The organism is Streptomyces sp. NPDC058664, from assembly GCF_042716635.1.
GTDB lineage: Bacteria > Actinomycetota > Actinomycetes > Streptomycetales > Streptomycetaceae > Streptomyces.
Genome location: NZ_JBHXRW010000030.1, coordinates 60,916 through 79,809, shown reverse-complemented (window position 1 = coordinate 79,809; position 18,894 = coordinate 60,916). Strand labels below are relative to the sequence as shown.

Sequence of the window (18,894 nt, the reverse complement as noted above, 5' to 3'; positions counted from 1 at the left end):
ATGGGGTCGAGGTGATGATCCATGGCGGGCCGAGCGGCCGAACCGGAAGTGATCTGGGCGCGCCCCGAGCGCGCGGGCCGAGGCCCGAAACCGGCGTACAGCCGGGGTGACATCGTGGCCGCCGCCGTGCGCATCGCCGACACGGACGGCATCGACGCGGTCTCCATGCGCCGCGTCGCCGCCGAACTCGGCTGCGGCACCATGTCGCTCTACAACTACGTCCCCCGCAAGGAGGACCTCTACGAGCTGATGGTCGACGCGGTCAGCGGCGAGTACACGTACCCCGGGGAACCCAGCGGCGACTGGCGCGCCGACATGACCGCGATCGCCCACCAGAGCCGCGCGATCATGTACCGGCACCCCTGGCTCGCCCGGGTGATGACCACCGCCTACGGGTTCAGCCCCAACGCCCTGCGCTTCCTGGAGTGGTGCCTGAGCTGCCTCGAACCCCTGGACGCCCCCGCCGGACTGAAGATGCAGCTGATCGCCATGGTCAACGGCACGGTGATGGCGACCGTCGCCAACGAACAGGCCATCGCCGAACGGGCCCGCGGACTTCCGTGGTCCGAGGAGGAGGAGCAGGCGGTGCGCGGCGCCTACCTCATGGGGCAGGTCGCGAGCGGGAAGTACCCGCACCTCGCCGCACTGCTCGCTGAGGCCCCCGCCGCCCCCGTCGACCCGGACGAGATCTTCGCCATGACCATCAGGCGCCTCCTCGACTCGTTCGCGCCGCCGGAGGGCCCCGTCACAGCAGCATGAACTGCCCCTCCGGGCCCTCCTCCTGATGGTCGAGCACGGACGCGGGGCGGCGGGCCCCGGCCGGCGGGGGCAGCACCCCCGCCGCCCTCAGCTCCTCCCGGCCGGCCGCTCCCGCCGTGAGGGCGGCCCGTTCCGGCTCCCGGGCGCCGAGCAGCGCGAGGGCCGTGATCAGGTCGAGCAGCTCCGACGTCCACTCCTGCGGCCAGGCCGCAGGACCGATCGCCTCCAGGGAACCCGGCTCGGCCGGGGCGGTCCGCCGCGCGAACCACTGCTCCAGGACCCGCGCCCCGCCGACGCGGAACTCCCAGGCCTCCTCCGGTACGGGCGAGATCCGGCCCCCGTCCAGACACAGGGCCTCGTCCCCGGCCTCGTACGTCATCGCCTCGGGCCGCGCCGGGACCGCCGCCCGCACGTAGGGGCGGCGCCCGCCCGGCAGCCGCGGCTTCGCCCCGCTCAGGGCACCCCGCGCCTGTACGTCGACGAGCTCCCGGCCGAGCTCCACGCCCGCCGCCCACACCTCCGGGTCCGCGGGGAGCGGGACACGGCACCCGGCGGGGGAGGGCCGGGCCGCCGCCACCGTCCACGCCAGCCACTCCAGGGCGTCGACCTCACGCCCGTACCGCTCCCCGAGGAAGGCGAGGAGACCGGGCGCGACATTGGGCTCCCGGCCCCCGGGGCGCCGGAACAGCGGGCGGATGCGGCCCGGCCGGCCCGCGGGGGAGCGGCCCTCGGGCAGTGCGGCCGTCACCAGGAGGGCGGGTCCCGCCGCCCCCGGCACGTACCCCTGCTCGACAGCGAAGAGCTGTGGCTCCCCGGCGACCCGCCACAGCTCGGGCCTGGCGGTGTCGATCAGCCGGTGGTCGGGCAGCAGCCACTGCTCGTCGAACGGCCCGCGTGCGACCCGCACCGGCTCGGGGCACGGCCCCGGCTCGCGGGCCCAGCGGACGGTCCCGGTCCGCTGCCCCGGCAGCGCGGCCACCGCGCTCGCCGGGGTCCGCGCCCGGCTGGGCCGGAACAGCGCCTCCCGTTCGGCGCCTTCCGCCGCCGCCAGCCGGTCCCAGCGGGACCGCAGCGTCCGCGCGTCCGGCGCCACGATCCACGAGCGGCCGAACCGCAGCGGCGCGACGGACCACGGCATGAGGTCGTCGAGGAGGGGCGGGCCGTCGAGGTGGGGCGGCTCGGCGTCGTGCGCTCCGGGGGCTTCCGTCACGCCCCGCATGCTAACGACCGCCGTGGGGCTCCGGCCGCCCCCGGGATCACTGGGCTTCGACCGTCACCGTGAAGGAGAAGCGGTCGCCGCGGTAGCGGATGCGCGCCACGTCGACGACCCTGCCGTCCCCGTCGTAACTCACGCCGGTGTAGTGGAGGATCGGCGAGAGCAGCGGGACCTGGAGCAGCGACGCCGTCTCCGGGTCGGCGAGGCGGGCCTCGACCGTGTCCGTGATGCGGCTGATCCGCACCCCGACGACGTCCCGCAGAACCTTCGTCATCGGCCAGCGCTCCAGATCGGCCGGGTCGATCGTGGCGGCGAGCTCGGGGAGCACCGCGTTCTCCGCCCAGTTCGTCGGCTCGCCGCTCTCGCCGTCGCGGCGCAGCCGCCGGTACGCCACGATCTCCGTCACGTCCGGGAAGTACTCCGCGAGCTCACCCGGCACCGGCTCGGTGCCGTGCCCGAGGACCGTCGTCCGCTCGCCCGACTGCTGGGCCACGATCGCGTCGATCGAGCCGAGCAGCCGGCGCGGCGTGGAGCGCCGGGCGCCCGGCTCGATGAAGGTGCCGCGCCGCCGGTGCCGGCTGATCAGGCCCTCCTCCTCCAGCTCTTTGAGGGCCTGGCGCATGGTGAGCACGCTCACGCCGTAGTGGGCCGCGAGCTGCTCCTCGGTGGGCAGCCGCAGCGAGGCGTCGGGCGTGCGGCCCAGTATCGAGGCACGAAGCGACTGCGAGACCTGATACCAGAGCGGCAGCTTGCGGTTCAGGACCAGCGAGTCGGGAGCGAAGGCGGTCACGGGTTCTCCGTACGAAGGCTACGGGCTTACGGCCGAGACACTACGGCCGGAAGTGGCGCTCAAGACCCTGCCATACGTCGTCGTACCCCTTCTGCAGGTGGTCGGCGGCCGCGGCCTGCGGGGTCGCCGTCACCGGCCAGCGGGTCTCGAACATGAAGGCAAGGCCGTCGTCGATCCGCTGCGGCTTCAGCTCGGCGGCGCTGGCCCTGTCGAAGGTCTCCCGGTCGGGGCCGTGCGCGGACATCATGTTGTGCAGCGAGCCGCCGCCCGGTACGAAGCCCTCCGCCTTGGCGTCGTACGCGCCCTCGATCAGGCCCATGTACTCGCTCATCACGTTCCGGTGGAAGTACGGCGGACGGAAGGTGTCCTCGCCGACCAGCCAGCGCGGGGCGAACACCACGAAGTCCACGCTCGCGAGCCCCGGGGTGTCGGAGGGCGAGGTGAGGACCGTGAAGATCGACGGGTCGGGGTGGTCGTACGAGATCGTCCCGATGACGTTGAAACGGCGCAGGTCGTAGACGTACGGGGTGTGGTTGCCGTGCCAGGCGACGACGTCCAGCGGGGAGTGGCCGTACGTCGCCGACCAGAGGTTGCCGCAGTACTTGTTGACCACCTCGACCGGACCCTCGACGTCCTCGTAGGCGGCGACGGGGGCCCGGAAGTCGCGGGCGTTGGCCAGCCCGTTGGCGCCGATCGGGCCGAGGTCGGGGAGCTGGAACGGAGCCCCGTAGTTCTCGCAGACGTAGCCGCGGGCGGTCTCTTCGAGGAGTTCGACGCGGAAGCGGACCCCGCGCGGGACCAGGGCGACCTCGCCGGGGTGGGCGGCGAGCAGTCCGAGCTCGGTGTGGAGCAGGAGTCCGCCGCGCTCCGGGACGATCAGGAGCTCGCCGTCGGCGTCGCCGAAGACCCGCTCCATGGAAGCGTTCGCGTGGTACAGGTGCACGGCCATGCCGGAGCGCTGCGCCGCGTCGCCGTTGCCGCCGAGGGTCCACAGACCGGCCAGCCAGTCGGTGCCGGGCGCGGGCTCGGGCAGCGGGTTCCAGCGGAGCCGGTTGGGGTCGGGCACGGTCTCGGTGAAGGGGGCGCCGCGCAGCGCGCCGTTCTCGATCCGGGTGAACGGCGGGTGTGCGGCCGAGGGGCGGATCCGGTAGAGCCAGGAACGGCGGTTGTGGGCCCGGGGCTCGGTGAAGGCGCTGCCGCTGAGCTGCTCGGCGTAGAGACCGAGGGGGGCCCGCTGCGGGGAGTTCCGGCCGTGCGGCAGTGCGCCGGGGACCGCCTCCGAGCTGTGCTCGTTGCCGAAACCGGTGCTGTAGCCGAGCGCCTCGGCCGTCTTCCTGGCCTGCTCCGTGGTCATCGCCCGCTCCTGTCCTGAGCCCACAAGGGAATCCTATGGATGACCATAGGATTCCACGCGGCTCCCGTCAACGGGGCGGCGGGGGAAGGTCCAGCGCCCTGTTGCCGACGATCTCGGCACGAGGGGGTCAAAAAAGGTGAACATTGCTCTACTCTCACGCGCATGTCCTGGACCCGAAGGTTCGTCCTCGCGCTCTCGGTCGTGCTCGCGGCACTCGCCGCGGCCCTGCTCGCCGCTCCCGGGGCCCAGGCCCACGAAGAGCGGCCCGTCACCTTCCCCGACGGCTCCGGCAGCGTGCCGAAGCTTCGCACCGGAGAACCCGACCTCCTCGTCTGCAAGACCGACAGGACCGAGTTCGAACGCCGGATCTCCGGCTTCCCCGCCGCCCTCAAGGCCCGCAACCTCGCCCTCCACGAGCGCTGCGTCCGGGACGGCCACCGCCACCTCCAGCAGGCCGTCGACGCCGTCGACCGCCCCGGCCTCACCATCGCGATCCTCCCCGGCCTCTACGAGGAGGAGCCCTCGCTGCCCCCGCCCACCGGAGCCTGCGCCACTCTCGAGGCACCGAAGTCCGCGCTCGGCTACCAGATCCTCAGCTACGAACAGCAGCGGCAGTGCCCCCACAACCAGAACCTCGTCGCCATCCTCGGCAAGAAGAACCTCCAGATCGAAGGCACCGGAGCCTCCCGCCTCGACGTCGTGATCGACGCCAAGTACCAGAAGCTCAACGCGCTGCGCGCCGACGGCTCCGACGGCGTCTACTTCCGTAACTTCACCGCCCAGCGCACCACCTTCAACTCCCTGTACGTCCTGGCCGCCGACGGCTTCGTCATCGACGACGTCCTCACCCGCTGGAACGACGAGTACGGCTTCCTCACCTTCGCCTCCGACCACGGCCTCTACAAGAACTGCGAGTCCTACGGCAACGGCGACTCCGGCATCTACCCCGGCTCGGCCTCGAACATCAACGACGGCCGCGGCTACGACGTCCCCCGCTACTCCATCGAGATCACCGGCTGCCGCAGCCACCACAACATGGTCGGCTACTCCGGCACCGCAGGAGACTCCGTCTGGGTCCACGACAACGAGTTCGACCACAACATGGGCGGCGCCTCCATGGACTCCGCCTTCCCCGGCCACCCCGGACTCCCGCAGAACCACGCGAAGTTCGAACGGAACCTGATCCACGACAACAACCAGAACTACTACCCGTACGTCGCCGACGGCACCTGCGCCAAGCCGCCCGTGGAACGCGGCTACGAACACGGCGTCGTCTGCCCCCAGATCTCCATGCCGCCCGGCACCGGCATCATCACCGCCGGCGGCAACTGGAACCTCTACGAGGGCAACTGGGTCTACGGTCACCAGCGCGCCGCCTTCTACCTGAACGCCGTCCCCGCCTTCATCCGCGGCGAGTCCGCCTGGGCCAAGCAGACCGACACCTCCCACCACAACCGCTACGCCGGCAACCACCTCGGCGTCGACCGGGCCGGAACCTCCCGCCCCAACCGCAGCGACGTCTGGTGGGACGGCCAGGGCAGCGGCAACTGCTGGCAGACCGACACCGGCGCCGCCTCACCCGGCGCCCTGCCCGGCTGCGGGACCCGCCGCGGCGATGTCGCCGGGAACACCGACCGGCTCGTCGGCGAACCCGTCAAACTCGCCCAGCTCCTCGTCTGCGCCGACTACAGCGTCCAGGCGCGCCGCCTCCCCGCCGGCTGCGACTGGTACGGCGCCCGCGGCCTCCAGCGCGTCGAGACCCAACTCGCCCTCGGCAGCGCCCTCGTGCTCGCCCTGGCCGGCCTCGCCCTCTGGCTGCGCCGACTGCGCGACAGCCGACTCGCCGGCGCGGCCACCCTCATCGGCCTCGCCGGCCTGGCCCTCGACGTGGCCGGCTCGACCCTCGCCCTCACCCCGACCGCCGTCCCGGCCCTCGCGCTCCTCCTCACCGGGGTGTGGTGGACCCTCCTCGGCCTCGCCCTGCGCCCCGGCCGCCCCGTCCTCGCCTGGACCACCGTGACCCTCGGCGCCCTCACCCTGCTCGACGCCTTCGACAAGGCGATCCTGATGGTCCCGGGCATTCCCCTGAGCCCCGCCTGGCTCCGCCTCCTGCTCGGCGTCGTCTGGGTGCTCTGGGCGGTGGTGGCGGCAGGAGGCCGAGCACCCGGAACCGCGGAACAGAACACGACCTCCGAAGGGACCCCCACCTCCGGGCAGGCCCCGGCCTCCGGGCAGCAGTCGACCTCCGGACAACAGCCGGACTCCGGGCAGCGGCCGACCTCCGGACAGCAGCAGGCCTCCGGCTCGAACGCGGGAACGGAAGCCGGGGCGGACGCCGGGACCGGTTCCGGCACCGCGCCCGGATCCGGTTCCGGGCGCGGCCAGGAGCGGCCGCTCGGGGAGGGAACGGCATGACGCGGCGGCGCGAGACCACGCCCTCCCCCTCCCGGATACCGAGGGTCCCCCGGGGGCCCCTCGGCGCCGCGGTACCGCTGGCGCTGGCCCTGGTCGCCGTATCGGCCCTCACGGGCTGCGGCGGCCGGGCCACCACCCACCACAAGCCCGGCACCAGTCACCAGGAGGCCACCGGGAGCAGCGGCACACTGCTGCCGGCCCGCGACGAGGGCGGACACCGGCTCCGGGAGCTGCCGACGGCGGACGCGCCCACCGTCCGGGCCGAGGCCCACCCCGACAGCGAGGGCGGCTGGAACGTCCACCTCACGGTGGAGAGGTTCCGTTTCACCCCCGAGAGCACCGGCGGCGCGGCCCTCCCGGGCCGTGGCCATGCCCGCCTGCTGGTCGACGGCCGGGAGACGGCCCGCCTGTACGGGCCGTGGGGATACGTACCGGCGGGAGCCCGCACCCTGACCGTCCGGCTCCACGCGGACGACCACACGGTCTGGGCCGCCTCCGGCACCCCCGTCCAGACCACCCTCCGCCTGGACACCACTTCCGCCACACCGACCCCTGCCACACCGCCCGCCACCCCGTCGGCCTCCGCCCCGCCGACGTCCGTCACGTCCGCGCCCGCGAGTCCCCGGCCGACCGGGTCCCGTCCGTCCGACCCCGGCCGGACCGTCACCCTCACCGTCACCGGAACGACCGTCTCACCGCCCCCTTCCCGCATCGAACTGAAGAAGGGCGAACGCCTCACCCTCCGTGTCACCAGCGACCGCGCCGACACCCTCCACGTGCACGGCTACGACCGCGAACTGCCCCTCTCTCCCGGGACGCCCGCCACCCTCACCCTCATCACCGACCGCACCGGTCTCTTCGAGGTGGAGACCCACGAGTCCGGACTCGTGCTGACCCAACTCGTCGTCCGATGACCGGCGTCCTCGCCCACGCCGCCGTCCATGCCGCCCACGCCCCCGCCCCCGCGCTCGGCCTTCCGCTCGCCCACGGCGTGGGCTCCCGGCACGACCTCCCCCTCTCGCCCTTCTACGCCTACGCGGGCGCCTTCGCCGCGCTCCTCGTCTCGTTCCTCGCCCTCGGGCTGCTCTGGTCCTCCTCCCGCTTCCGCGGCGACCAGGCAGGACGCCCGCTCCCCGCCGCCCTCCAACGGGCCGCCGACGCCCCCGTCACCCGCACCGCACTCCGCCTCCTCGGTGCCGCCGCCGCTCTCGTCCTCCTTCTCCACCTCCTCCTCGGCCCGGACGACCCGGACCGCAACCCCGCACCCGGCGCCCTCTACGTCCTGCTCTGGGTCGGACTCGTCCCCGCCTCCCTTCTCCTCGGCCCCGTCTGGCGCCTCCTCAACCCCCTGCGCGCCCTTCTCGCCCTGTGCCCGCCCCGGAACCCCCGCCCCCTGCCCGCCGCACTGGGCATCCGCCCGGCCGCCGCCGGCCTCCTCCTCTTCACCTGGCTCGAACTCGTCGCCCCCGACAACACCTCCTCCGCCACGCTTCTGACCGCCCTGACCGTGCACACCGCCGTCCAGCTCCTCGGCGCCGCCCGCCACGGCGACCGGTGGTTCGCCCACGCCGACCCCTTCGAGGTGTACTCCTCCCTTCTCGCCCGGCTCTCCCCGCTCGGCCGCCGCGCCGACGGCCGACTGGTCCTGCGCTCCCCCTTCCACGGCCTCGACGCCACCCCGCAGACCCCCGGCCTCGTCGCCGCCGTCTGCGTCCTCCTCGGCTCCACCGCCTACGACGGCCTCTCCGACAACCCCCGCTGGATCACCACCCTCCAGACCTCCTCTCTCGGACCCACTCCCACCGCCACCCTCGGCCTCCTCGCCGCCGTCGCCCTCGCCGCCGCCTGCTACGGACTCTGCGCGGGCGCCCTGCGCCTGATGAACCCGGCCCTCACCACCCCGCTCACCTCCTTCGCCCACTCGCTCCTGCCCATCGCCCTCGGCTATCTGGTGGCCCACTACTTCTCGCTCTTCGTCACCGAGGCGCCACGTACAGTCATCATGGCGGCGGGCACTGACAACGCCCTCCCACCCGCCCCGTTCCTGGGTCCGGGGGGCCTCGCGACGCTTCAGGTCGCCGCGATCGTCACCGGCCACGTCCTCGGTGTCATCGCCGCCCACGACCGGTCCGTGCGCCTCTTCCCGCCCCATCGCGCCGTCGCCGGCCAACTCCCGCTGTTCGCCCTGATGATCGCGTACACGCTCGGCGGCATCGGCCTGCTGATCGCCTGAACCCGCCGGGCGCCCGGCCCTCGCCTCCCTGGACCCTCCCGCCCAGGTCCTCGCCCCGCTCGTCGCCCGACCTACGACCGGAGCGGCATCATGGTCCCCGTGCCCCAGACCCGCCCCCAGACCCCTCCGGCCCTCCGCCGCGCACCGGTGCAGCAGCGCAGCGCCGAGCGGCTCGCCCGGATCCTCGACGCCTGCGCCGCGCTCCTCGACGAGACCGGCTACGAGCAGCTGAGCACCCGCGCCGTCGCCGGCCGCGCCGGAGTCCCCATCGGCTCCGTCTACCGCTTCTTCGGCAACAAGCGGGCGATGGTCGCCGCTCTCGCGCACCGCAACCTCGACGAGTACGCCCGGCGGGTCTCCGACCGGCTCGCCGAAGCGCCGCTCCTCGACGCGTACGGGGCCATCGACGGCGTCCTCGACGAGTTCATCGCGATGAAGCGGACCGTCCCCGGCTTCGCGCTCGTCGACTTCGGGGTGCCCGCCGCGCCCGGTGAGGGCGCGGGTGACGGTGACGGCGGCGGCCCGGACGCGGCCGGAGGTGTCGTCGAGGACCCCAACCGGCTGGTCGCCGAACGGCTCTGCGCCCTCCTCGCCGCCCATCTGAACCGGCCCGCCGACGACGACCTGCGGCGGAAGGTCCTGGTCGGCGTCGAGACCGCAGACGCCCTCGTCCGGCTCGCCTTCCGCACGGACCCGGCCGGCGACCCGGCGCTGATCGGCGAGACCCGTCACCTGCTCCACGCCTATCTGGCGCCCTCGCTCTCGTAACCTTCCGCGACCCCCTCCCGCACGTGCCTACCGGTCGGTATGCTCGGCCCCCCGACGCCGCGCCCCAGGGAGCCGCCATGTCCACCGTCCCGCGCATCTGTCCCCTCTGCGAAGCGACCTGCGGACTGACCCTGACGATCGAGGGCAGCCGCGTCACCAAGGCGCGCGGCGACCGCGACGACGTCTTCAGCCAGGGGTTCATCTGCCCCAAGGGCGCCGCGTTCCCCGAGGTCGACGCCGACCCCGACCGGCTGCGCGTCCCCCTGATCCGCAAGGACGGAGAACTCCAGGAGGCCACCTGGGAGGAGGCGTTCGCGACGATCGCCGCCGGAATTCGACCGATCATCGAGGAGTACGGGCCGGACGCGGTGGGTATCGTCCTGGGCAACCCCAATGTGCACACGATCGCCGGCGCCCTCTACCCACCCCTACTGATCGGCGCGTTGCGCACCAGGAACCTCTTCACGGCGTCCACGCTCGACCAGATGCCCAAGCACGTCTCCAGCGGCCTGCTGTTCGGAGACCCCTTCGCCGTCCCCGTGCCGGACCTGGACCGCACCGATCACCTGCTGATCCTCGGAGCCAACCCGTTCGACTCCAACGGAAGCCTGTGCACCGCCCCCGACTTCCCCGGCAGACTCAAGGCACTGCGCCGGCGCGGCGGCACCCTCACCGTCGTCGACCCCCGGCGGACCCGCACCGCACGGCTCGCCGACCGGCACGTCGCGATCCGCCCCGGCGCCGACGCGCTCCTCCTCGCCGCCGTCGCCCACACCCTCTTCGAGGAGGGACTCACCGACCTCGGTCCGCTCGCCGCCCATGTGGAGGGGGTCGAGGAGGTACGGGCGGCGGTACGGGAGTTCAGCCCCGAGGCGGTCGCCGCCGCCTGTGACGTGGACGCCGACACCATCCGTGTCCTCGCCAGGGAGCTCGCCGCCGCGCCCACCGCCGCCGTGTACGGGCGGATGGGCAGCTCCACCGTGGCGTACGGCACCCTCGGCAACTGGCTGGTCGACGTCCTCAACATCCTCACCGGCAACCTCGACCGGCCCGGCGGCGCCCTCTTCCCGCTCTCCGCCACCGCGCCCGCCCCGCGCCCCGCCGGACCGGGCAGGGGCTTCGCCCTCGGGCGCCGGCACAGCAGGGTCTCGCACCACCCCGAGGCCAAGGGCGAGTTGCCGCTGGTCGCGCTCGCCGAGGAGATCGAGACGCCGGGGGAGGGGCGCATCCGCGCGGTGATCACCGTCGCCGCCAACCCCGTCCTCTCCGCACCCGACGGGGACCGCCTCGACGCGGCCCTCGGCTCCCTCGACCTGATGGTCGCCGTCGACCCGTACCTCAACGAGACCACCCGCCACGCCGACGTCCTGCTGCCACCGCCGCCCCCGTCCCGCAGCGCCCACTTCGACTTCGCCTTCAACGGCTTCGCCGTCCGCGACCAGGTCCGCTACACCCCGGCGGCCGTCCCCCTCGAAGCGGACCGCATGGACGAGTGCGAGATCCACGCCCGGCTGATCCTCGCCGTCTCCGGGATGCACGGCGCTCCGCCCTCCGCCGTCGACCGGCTCGCCATCGACACCACCCTCGCCAAGGCCGTGACACAGGAGCACTCACCCGCGTACGGCGCCGACCCCGAGGAGTTCGCCGCCCGGCTCACCGGGGAGACCGGGGTCGAGCGCAGGCTCGACCTGATGCTGCGCCTCGGCCCGTACGGGCTCACCCTCGACCAGCTGCGGGCCCACCCGCACGGCATCGACCTGGGCCCCCTGAAGCCGCGCCTCGGTCAGGTCCTGAAGACCCGAAGCGGACGGATCGAGCTGTTCCCCGCGCCCCTCGCCGCCGATCTGCCCCGGCTGCGCGCCGCGCTCGACGCCGTACCCGACCCGGCCACCCTCCAGCTCGTCGGGCGCCGCCACCTGCGCTCGAACAACAGCTGGCTGCACAACACCCCCGCTCTCGGCGGCGGTTCGAACCGCTGCACCCTCCAGGTGCATCCCGAGGACGCGGCCAGGCTGCGGCTGACCGACGGCGGTCGCGCCAGGGTCAAGGGCGAGGGCGGCGAGCTGGAGGTGCCGGTCGAGGTGACCGACGAGGTGCGCCCGGGGGTGGTGAGCCTCCCGCACGGCTGGGGTCACGACCGGCCGGGCACCCGGCTGACCGTGGCGTCCGCGCGCCCCGGCGTCAACGTCAACCAGCTGCTCGACGGCTCCCGGCTCGACCCGCTGTCGGGCACCGCCGTGCTGAACGGTTTCCCCGTCGACGTATCACCCCTGCTCTGACCTGGGGTTTTGCTCGTATTGCTCACGCGTCAACGTCTTGTTAACGGCAGAAGGGGACACCTAACGTCATCCGGACCGCCGCTCGGCGGCAGTTCAACGGTGAACGTGAGGTGCCCTCCATGCTGACCGTCCTCGGCTTCGCCATGATCGCGACCTTCCTGGTCCTGATCATGATGAAGAAGATGTCGCCGATCGCGGCGCTCGTGCTGATCCCCGCGCTCTTCTGTGTCGCGGTCGGGCAGGGGGCCCAGCTCGGCGACTACGTCATCGAAGGCGTCGGCAAGCTCGCGCCGACCGCCGCGATGCTGATGTTCGCCATCGTCTACTTCGGCGTCATGATCGACGTCGGCCTCTTCGACCCGATCGTCCGGGGCATCCTGCGCTTCTGCAAGGCCGACCCCGTACGGATCGTCGTGGGTACGGCGGTGCTCGCCGCGATCGTGTCGCTGGACGGCGACGGCTCGACCACGTTCATGATCACCGTCTCCGCGATGTATCCGCTGTACAAGCGGCTCGGTATGAGCCTGGTGGTCATGACGGGTGTCGCCGCCACCGCGAACGGCGTCATGAACACCCTGCCCTGGGGTGGCCCCACGGCCCGCGCCGCGACCGCGCTGAAGCTGGACGCCGGTGATGTCTTCGTGCCGATGATTCCGGCGCTCGGCATGGGCCTGCTCTTCGTGTTCGTCCTCGCGTACGCCCTCGGGCGCCGCGAGCGGAAGCGCATCGGCTACCTCACGCTCGACGAGGTCCTGGTGCCGGAGACCGAGACCGTGCTTGTCACCGCGGGCAGCGGCACCACCGGCACGGGCGCGCTGGACAAGCCGACCGGTGCCGGCTCCGGCGCCGGAGCGAAAGCGGGCGACGGTGAGGGCGACAGCGACAGTGGCGGCGACGGGTTCCAGGGGCTCGACCCGAACCGTGCGACCCTGCGTCCCAAGCTGTACTGGTTCAACGCCGGACTGACGGTCGCGCTGCTCGCCGCGATGATCCTCGAACTGATGCCGATCCCGGTGCTGTTCCTGCTCGGTGCCGCGCTCGCGCTCACCGTCAACTACCCGAACATGGCCGAGCAGAAGACGCGTATCGCCGCCCACGCCGACAACGTCCTCAACGTCTCCGGCATGGTCTTCGCCGCCGCCGTCTTCACCGGTGTCCTCACCGGCACGGGCATGGTCAAGCACATGGCCGACTGGCTCGTCGGCGCCATCCCCGAGGGCATGGGTCCGCACATGGGCCTGGTCACCGGTCTGCTGAGCCTGCCGCTCACGTACTTCATGTCGAACGACGGTTTCTACTTCGGCGTGCTGCCCGTCCTCGCGGAGGCGGGTGCCGCCCACGGCGTGTCGCCCCTGGAGATCGCGCGGGCCTCGCTGGTCGGCCAGGCCCTGCACATGTCGAGCCCGCTGGTGCCCGCCGTGTACGTCCTCGTCGGCATGGCGAAGGTCGAGTTCGGCGACCACACCAGGTTCACGGTGAAGTGGGCCGCGCTGACCTCCCTCGTGGTGCTTGCGGCGGCCCTGCTCTTCGGGATCGTCTGAGGGTTCGTCACCGAATCGCGGGGCCGGTGCGGGGTTGGTGCAGAGCCGGTGCGGGGCCTGTCTGGGCCGGACGGGGGACACGGAGGGTGGCGACACGCATGTCGCCACCCTCCGTGCTCATGTGATGACTGATAGTCGGAATATCGGTTGAAATGTCCGACGACATCCTCCCGGAGGAACCCCTATGTCCGTTCGCCTCGTCCGGCCCCTGTCCGCCGCAGCGGCCGCTCTCACTCTCAGTGGTCTCGCCTTCGCGGGTGCGCCCGCCGCGTTCGCCGCCCCCGGTGACAACGGCGACGTCAAGATCCACCACGCCGGGCGCGCCGACGAGCCGCCGCGCACGCCGGAGACCGACCAGCGCCACGAGCCCAAGGTCTGCACGTTCTACGCGGCCGCACTCGGCTTCGACGGGCTCCAGCTGCTCAACTGGACGATCGCGCCGCAGCCTCCGAGGGGTGGCACGGTCAGGAGCGGCGCGATCACCGTCGACCGCGAGGGCAACGGGTACACCCCGGACATCGAACTCCCCGACGGCATGTACAAGATCGAGTGGACCTGGATGGGTCAGCAGGGGGCCAAGAAGAGCAAGGTCTTCAGGGTCGACTGCGACGACTTCACGAACCCGCCGAACGGGGGCAACGGCAACGGCGGAAACGGCCACGGCGGCCACGGCGGCCACGGCGGCCACCACAAGCCCCCGCACGGCCCGGTCGGTGCGGGTGGCGGCGGCAGCGCGGAGATCGCGGCCGAGGACTCCTCCACGTTCGGCGTCGGGGCGGCCGTCGCCGCCGGTCTCGCCGGTACGGCCGGACTGGTCCTGATCCGCCGCTCGCGCCGCCGCAACAATGGCGCCGCGTAGGCTCTCCCGCCTCACGCGCAGGCGTCGGCGCCTGTTCCGGCTCGCCAGGACCGTGACGGTCACCGTGGTCCTGGTGACCGGCGGCGTCTGGTGGGCCGGAGACGAGGAACCGGCCGGCCCGGCGCTCGCCGCCGGCCCGGCCGCTCCCGGCGGGGCCGCTCCGGCCGCCGCGGCCGGAGCGCCGGCCGCCCTGGACCACAAGGCGCGGACCGCGCCCCGGCCGAAGGCCGCGCCGCAGCCCCGGCCGACGCCCCCGCCCGCGCCGCTGGCCCGCTCGCGTCCGACCACCCTCGCCGTACCGGCGATCACCATCGAGGCGCCCGTGATCGAGCTGGGCCTCGACGGCGCGGGACGACTCGCCACGCCGCCGGTCGACAACCCCCAGGTCGTCGGCTGGTACGCGAAGGGGGCCACGCCGGGTGAGCGGGGGACCGCGGTCGTCGTCGGTCACCGCGACACCCGCACCGGACCCGCGGTCTTCCTGAATCTCGACTCGCTCAGCCCCGGCAACACCGTCCGGGTCGCCCGCGCGGACGGCAGGGTCGCCGTCTTCACGGTCGACCGCATCCGTACGTACGCCAAGGCGGAGTTCCCCGACAAGGAGGTGTACGGCGCCACCGGGCGGCCCGAACTGCGGCTGCTGACCTGTGGCGGAGCCTTCGACCGCGAAACGGGCTACGAGGCGAACATCGTCGTCTTCGCCCACCTCACCGGCATCGCCCAGAAGATCTGACCTAAAGGTCTGCCCAACGCTTCCGACGGATCCCAGCCGCTCCGTCGGCCCTCTCCCCGCCGAGTCCGGCAAGCCCCTCCCCGCCGCGTCCGGCGGGCCCGCCACCCGGCGTGCCCGCCGGGCGCGGCGGCGTGCGCGCGGCCCTGTCCAGGAGTCGGGGGCCAGTTCCGGGGCCCGGTGACTGCCCGGTCCCGCCGTGGACAGCGTCCGCGCCGGGGCGGCACGATCGGTCCGGTGCTCGGTCCGGTGCTCGGTCCGGTGCTCGGTCCGGTGCTCGGCCCGGTACTGAGACCGGGGGCACGTCCCGGGCCCCTGGCGCCGAAAAACTAACGGCGCTAGTTTGGGTCGACGCCGCCGAACCGGTCGGCCGGGTGAGGAGAGGGAAGCGCATGAAGGCCCACGACGCGCACGACGCGATGTACATCGGCGGGGAATGGCGCCCCGCGTCCGGCCCCGACAGGATCGCCGTCATCAACCCGGCGGACGAGCAGGTCATCGGACACGTCCCGGCCGGCACCGCCGAGGACGTCGACGCCGCCGTACGCGCCGCCCGCGCCGCGCTGCCCGGCTGGGCCGCGACCCCGCCCGCCGAGCGCGGCGCCCGCATCGCCGCCCTGCGCGACGCGCTCGCCACGCGCGCGGAGGAGATCGCCGCCACCGTCACCGCCGAACTCGGCGCGCCGCCGCAGCTCGCCGCCGCCGTCCACGCCGGACTGCCGATCGCCGTGGCCGGCTCGTACGCGGACCTGGCCGCCACCCACCCCTTCGAGGAGAAGGTCGGCAACTCGACCGTCTACTCCGAGCCGGTCGGTGTCGTCGCCGCGATCACCCCCTGGAACTACCCGCTCCACCAGATCGTCGCCAAGGTCGCCCCGGCCCTCGCCGCCGGCTGCACCACCGTCCTCAAGCCCGCCGAGGACACCCCGCTCACCGCGCAGCTCTTCGCCGAGGCCGTGCACGAGGCGGGAATCCCCGCCGGTGTCTTCAACCTGGTCACCGGGCTCGGCCCGGTCGCGGGCCAGGCCCTCGCCGAGCACCCGGACGTGGACCTCGTCTCCTTCACCGGCTCCACCGCCGTCGGCCGCCGCATCGGCGCCCTCGCGGGCGGGGCCGTCAAGCGGGTCGCCCTCGAACTCGGCGGCAAGTCCGCCAACGTCATCCTGCCGAGCGCCGACCTCCCCAAGGCCGTCGCCGTCGGCATCGCCAACGTCATGTCCAACTCGGGGCAGACGTGCAGCGCCTGGACCCGGATGCTGATCCCCGCCGACCGGTACGAGGAGGCGGTGGCGCTCGCCGCCGAGGCCGTCGCCAAGTACGTACCCGGCGAGCGGGTCGGCCCCCTGGTCAACGCCAAGCAGCAGCAGCGCGTCCGCGGTTACATCGAGAAGGGCGTCGAGGAGGGCGCCCGGCTCGTCGCCGGCGGCCCCGAAGCCCCGCGCGAGACCGGCTACTACGTCTCCCCGACCGTCTTCGCCGACGTCACCCCGGAGATGACCATCGCGCAGGAGGAGATCTTCGGGCCGGTCGTCTCGCTCCTCCGCTACGAGGACGAGGCCGACGCGCTCGCCCTCGCCAACGGCACCGTCTACGGCCTGGCCGGTGCCGTCTGGGGCGACCCCGAGGAGGCCGTGGCCTTCGCCCGCCGCATGGAGACCGGCCAGGTCGACATCAACGGCGGCCGGTTCAACCCGCTGGCCCCCTTCGGCGGGTACAAGCAGTCCGGCGTCGGCCGCGAACTCGGCGCGCACGGTCTCTCCGAGTACCTCCAGACCAAGTCCCTCCAGTTCTGAGCCGGATCCGACAGTCCCGATGGTTCCGACAGTTCCGACACCCGAGGAGCACCGCACGTGAGCGTGATCCGCGCCGCAGTCCTGCCCGCCGTCGGCTCGCCCCTGGAGATCACCGGCATCGAGCTCCCCGAGCCCGGTCCCGGCCAGGTCCGGGTCCGGCTCGCCGCCGCCGGCGTCTGCCACTCCGACCTGTCCCTCGCCAACGGCACCATGCGCCTGCCGGTCCCCGCCGTCCTCGGCCACGAGGGCGCCGGCACCGTCGTCTCCGTCGGCGAGGGCGTCACCCGGGTCGCCCCGGGCGACGGCGTCGTCCTCAACTGGGCGCCGTCCTGCGGGAACTGCCACCCCTGTTCGCTCGGCGAGGTGTGGCTCTGCGTCGACGCCCTGGCCGGCGCGGCGAACGTCCACGCCCGCACCCAGGACGGCACGGAGCTCCACCCTGGCCTCACCGTCGCAGCCTTCGCCGAGGAGACGGTCGTCGCCGAGAACAGCGTCCTGCCCGTCCCCGACGGGATCCCGCTCACCGACGCGGCCCTGCTCGGCTGCGCCGTCCTCACCGGCTGGGGCGCGGTCCACCACTCCGCCCGGGTCCGCGAGGGCGAGTCGGTCGCGGTGTTCGGGGTCGGCGGCGTGGGCCTCGCCACCCTCCAGGCCGCCCGGATCGCGGGCGCGTCCACGATCGTCGCCGTCGACGTCTCCCCGGAGAAGGAGGCGCTCGCGCGGGCGGCGGGCGCCACCGAGTACGTCGTCGCCTCCGAGACGACGCCGAGGGAGATCCGGAAGCTGACGGGGGGCCAGGGCGTCGACGTGGCCGTCGAGTGCGTGGGCCGCGCCGTCACCATCCGTACCGCCTGGGAGTCCACCCGGCGCGGCGGTCGCACCACGGTCGTCGGCATCGGCGGCAAGGACCAGCAGGTCACGTTCAACGCCCTGGAGATCTTCCACTGGGGCAGGACCCTCGCCGGCTGCGTCTACGGCAACTCGAACCCGGCCGTGGACCTGCCGGTCCTCGCCGAGCACATCAGGGCGGGCCGCTTCGACCTCGGGGCGCTCGTCACCGAGCGGATCACCCTGGACGGCATCCCGGGCGCCTTCGACAACATGATCGCGGGCAAGGGCGGCCGCGCCCTGGTCGTCTTCGACTGACCGGCACGCGTACCCCGCACCCCGAGCGGACGCGGAGGCCCGTACCGGCCCACGAGCCGGTACGGGCCTCCGCCCGTCACAGGTCCAGGACGAGCCGGCCGCCGCGCGCGCGGCCCACGCAGATCATCATCGTCGTCCCCGAGGCCTTCTCCTCCTCGCCGAGGACGGAGTCGTGGTGCTCGGGCGTCCCGGCGAGCACCTTCGTCTCACAGGTGCCGCACCACCCCTCCTCGCAGGAGTACGCCACACCCGGCACCACCTCACGCACGGTGTCGAGCAGGGTCCGTCCGGGCTCCACGCGCAGCATCCGCCCACTGCGGCGCAGCTCGACCTCGAAGCCGTCCGGGCCGGAGGCCCCGCCGGCAGGCGCCGCCGCCCCGAACCGTTCCGTGTGCAGCGGCCCGGACCAGCGCTCCTCCACCGCCCTCAGCAGCCCCTCGGGGCCGCAGCAGTAGACGGCCGTCGACGGCGGCAGCTCCCCCAGGACGGCGTCCAGGTCGGGCAGCCCCGCCGTGTCCCGCGGGACGAGCGTGACGCCGGGGAGCCCGGAGAGCTCCTCGCGGTACGCCATCGACGCCAGGCTCCGGCCGCCGTACAGCAGGGACCACGATCCCGGCGGCAGGGAGCGGACCATCGGCAGCAGTGGGGTGATGCCGATGCCGCCCGCGACGAACAGATAGCGCTCGGCGGGCACCAGCGGGAAACGGTTGTACGGGCCCCGCACCCCGAGGAGCGTGCCCTCCCCGACGGCCGTGTGGACCTCCTCCGAACCGCCCCGGCCCGCCGGCTCCCGCAGTACCCCGAGCCGGTAGACGCTCCGGTCGGCGGGATCGCCGCAGAGCGAGTAGTGCCGGACCGCCCCGGACGGCAGCGTCACCTCCAGGTGCGCACCGGGCTCCCACGGGGCCAGGTCGGCGCCCGCCGGGTCGGCGAGGAGCAGTCCCCGGACGCCTTCCGCCTCCTCGACGACCGACCGGACCGCGAGTCGGAACATGGACATGAATGAGTCAC

Annotated in this window: 15 protein-coding genes; 11 read left to right on the top strand and 4 right to left on the bottom strand. The window is 73.3% G+C overall.

The window, feature by feature from the left end:
• Positions 1-21: 21 nt before the first annotated feature.
• On the top strand, positions 22-759 hold the full coding sequence (locus ACFWUY_RS24110) for a TetR/AcrR family transcriptional regulator (protein ID WP_384112516.1): 738 nt from the start codon (positions 22-24) through the stop codon (positions 757-759).
• Here the strand turns inward: ACFWUY_RS24110 and ACFWUY_RS24105 are convergent.
• The 3 genes from ACFWUY_RS24105 to hmgA are packed head-to-tail and all read right to left on the bottom strand — an operon-like array spanning position 746 to position 4,119.
• A complete protein-coding gene (locus tag ACFWUY_RS24105; RefSeq protein ID WP_384112513.1) occupies positions 746-1,978 on the bottom strand; it encodes a type ISP restriction/modification enzyme in 1,233 nt (410 codons plus the stop codon). The two genes, ACFWUY_RS24110 and ACFWUY_RS24105, sit on opposite strands and share 14 nt — an antisense overlap.
• Before the next feature lie 37 nt (positions 1,979-2,015).
• Positions 2,016-2,765 carry a GntR family transcriptional regulator gene (locus tag ACFWUY_RS24100; RefSeq protein WP_384112510.1) on the bottom strand — a complete coding sequence of 250 codons (750 nt, stop codon included), beginning with the start codon at positions 2,763-2,765 and terminating at the stop codon, positions 2,016-2,018.
• Positions 2,766-2,805: 40 nt separating this feature from the next.
• Positions 2,806-4,119: a homogentisate 1,2-dioxygenase gene (hmgA, locus tag ACFWUY_RS24095; protein ID WP_384112508.1), complete on the bottom strand. Its 1,314-nt coding sequence runs from the start codon at positions 4,117-4,119 to the stop codon at positions 2,806-2,808.
• 162 nt (positions 4,120-4,281) lie between these two features.
• On the opposite strand from hmgA, the gene ACFWUY_RS24090 reads away from it, so the two are divergent.
• From ACFWUY_RS24090 to ACFWUY_RS24045, 10 genes are all read left to right on the top strand, one after another.
• Positions 4,282-6,534: a right-handed parallel beta-helix repeat-containing protein gene (locus ACFWUY_RS24090; protein ID WP_384112505.1), complete on the top strand. Its 2,253-nt coding sequence runs from the start codon at positions 4,282-4,284 to the stop codon at positions 6,532-6,534.
• Positions 6,531-7,448, top strand: a complete 918-nt coding sequence (locus ACFWUY_RS24085; RefSeq protein WP_384112502.1) for a hypothetical protein — start codon at positions 6,531-6,533, stop codon at positions 7,446-7,448. Before ACFWUY_RS24090 ends, ACFWUY_RS24085 begins: the two co-directional genes overlap by 4 nt.
• Positions 7,445-8,767 carry a hypothetical protein gene (locus ACFWUY_RS24080; RefSeq protein ID WP_384112499.1) on the top strand — a complete coding sequence of 441 codons (1,323 nt, stop codon included), beginning with the start codon at positions 7,445-7,447 and terminating at the stop codon, positions 8,765-8,767. The genes ACFWUY_RS24085 and ACFWUY_RS24080 overlap by 4 nt, the downstream gene beginning before the upstream one ends.
• A 90-nt stretch (positions 8,768-8,857) precedes the next feature.
• Positions 8,858-9,535 carry a TetR family transcriptional regulator gene (locus tag ACFWUY_RS24075; RefSeq protein WP_384112496.1) on the top strand — a complete coding sequence of 226 codons (678 nt, stop codon included), beginning with the start codon at positions 8,858-8,860 and terminating at the stop codon, positions 9,533-9,535.
• Between the two features lie 77 nt (positions 9,536-9,612).
• Positions 9,613-11,814, top strand: a complete 2,202-nt coding sequence (locus ACFWUY_RS24070) for a molybdopterin-dependent oxidoreductase (protein ID WP_384112493.1) — start codon at positions 9,613-9,615, stop codon at positions 11,812-11,814.
• Positions 11,815-11,933: 119 nt separating this feature from the next.
• Positions 11,934-13,355, top strand: a complete 1,422-nt coding sequence (locus ACFWUY_RS24065; protein WP_384112490.1) for a CitMHS family transporter — start codon at positions 11,934-11,936, stop codon at positions 13,353-13,355.
• Between the two features lie 184 nt (positions 13,356-13,539).
• Complete coding sequence (locus tag ACFWUY_RS24060; protein ID WP_384112487.1) at positions 13,540-14,214, top strand: hypothetical protein; 675 nt, start codon at positions 13,540-13,542, stop codon at positions 14,212-14,214.
• Positions 14,201-14,947 (top strand): class F sortase, encoded by a 747-nt coding sequence (locus tag ACFWUY_RS24055; protein ID WP_384112484.1) that lies wholly within the window; start codon positions 14,201-14,203, stop codon positions 14,945-14,947. The genes ACFWUY_RS24060 and ACFWUY_RS24055 overlap by 14 nt, the downstream gene beginning before the upstream one ends.
• A gap of 389 nt (positions 14,948-15,336) precedes the next feature.
• Positions 15,337-16,737 (top strand): aldehyde dehydrogenase family protein, encoded by a 1,401-nt coding sequence (locus ACFWUY_RS24050; protein WP_384112481.1) that lies wholly within the window; start codon positions 15,337-15,339, stop codon positions 16,735-16,737.
• A gap of 63 nt (positions 16,738-16,800) precedes the next feature.
• Positions 16,801-17,883, top strand: a complete 1,083-nt coding sequence (locus ACFWUY_RS24045) for a Zn-dependent alcohol dehydrogenase (protein WP_384112619.1) — start codon at positions 16,801-16,803, stop codon at positions 17,881-17,883.
• A gap of 76 nt (positions 17,884-17,959) precedes the next feature.
• On the opposite strand, the gene ACFWUY_RS24040 is transcribed toward ACFWUY_RS24045, so the two are convergent.
• Positions 17,960-18,883, bottom strand: coding sequence for a PDR/VanB family oxidoreductase (locus ACFWUY_RS24040; protein WP_384112477.1), 924 nt, complete (start codon positions 18,881-18,883; stop codon positions 17,960-17,962).
• Positions 18,884-18,894: the final 11 nt, after the last annotated feature.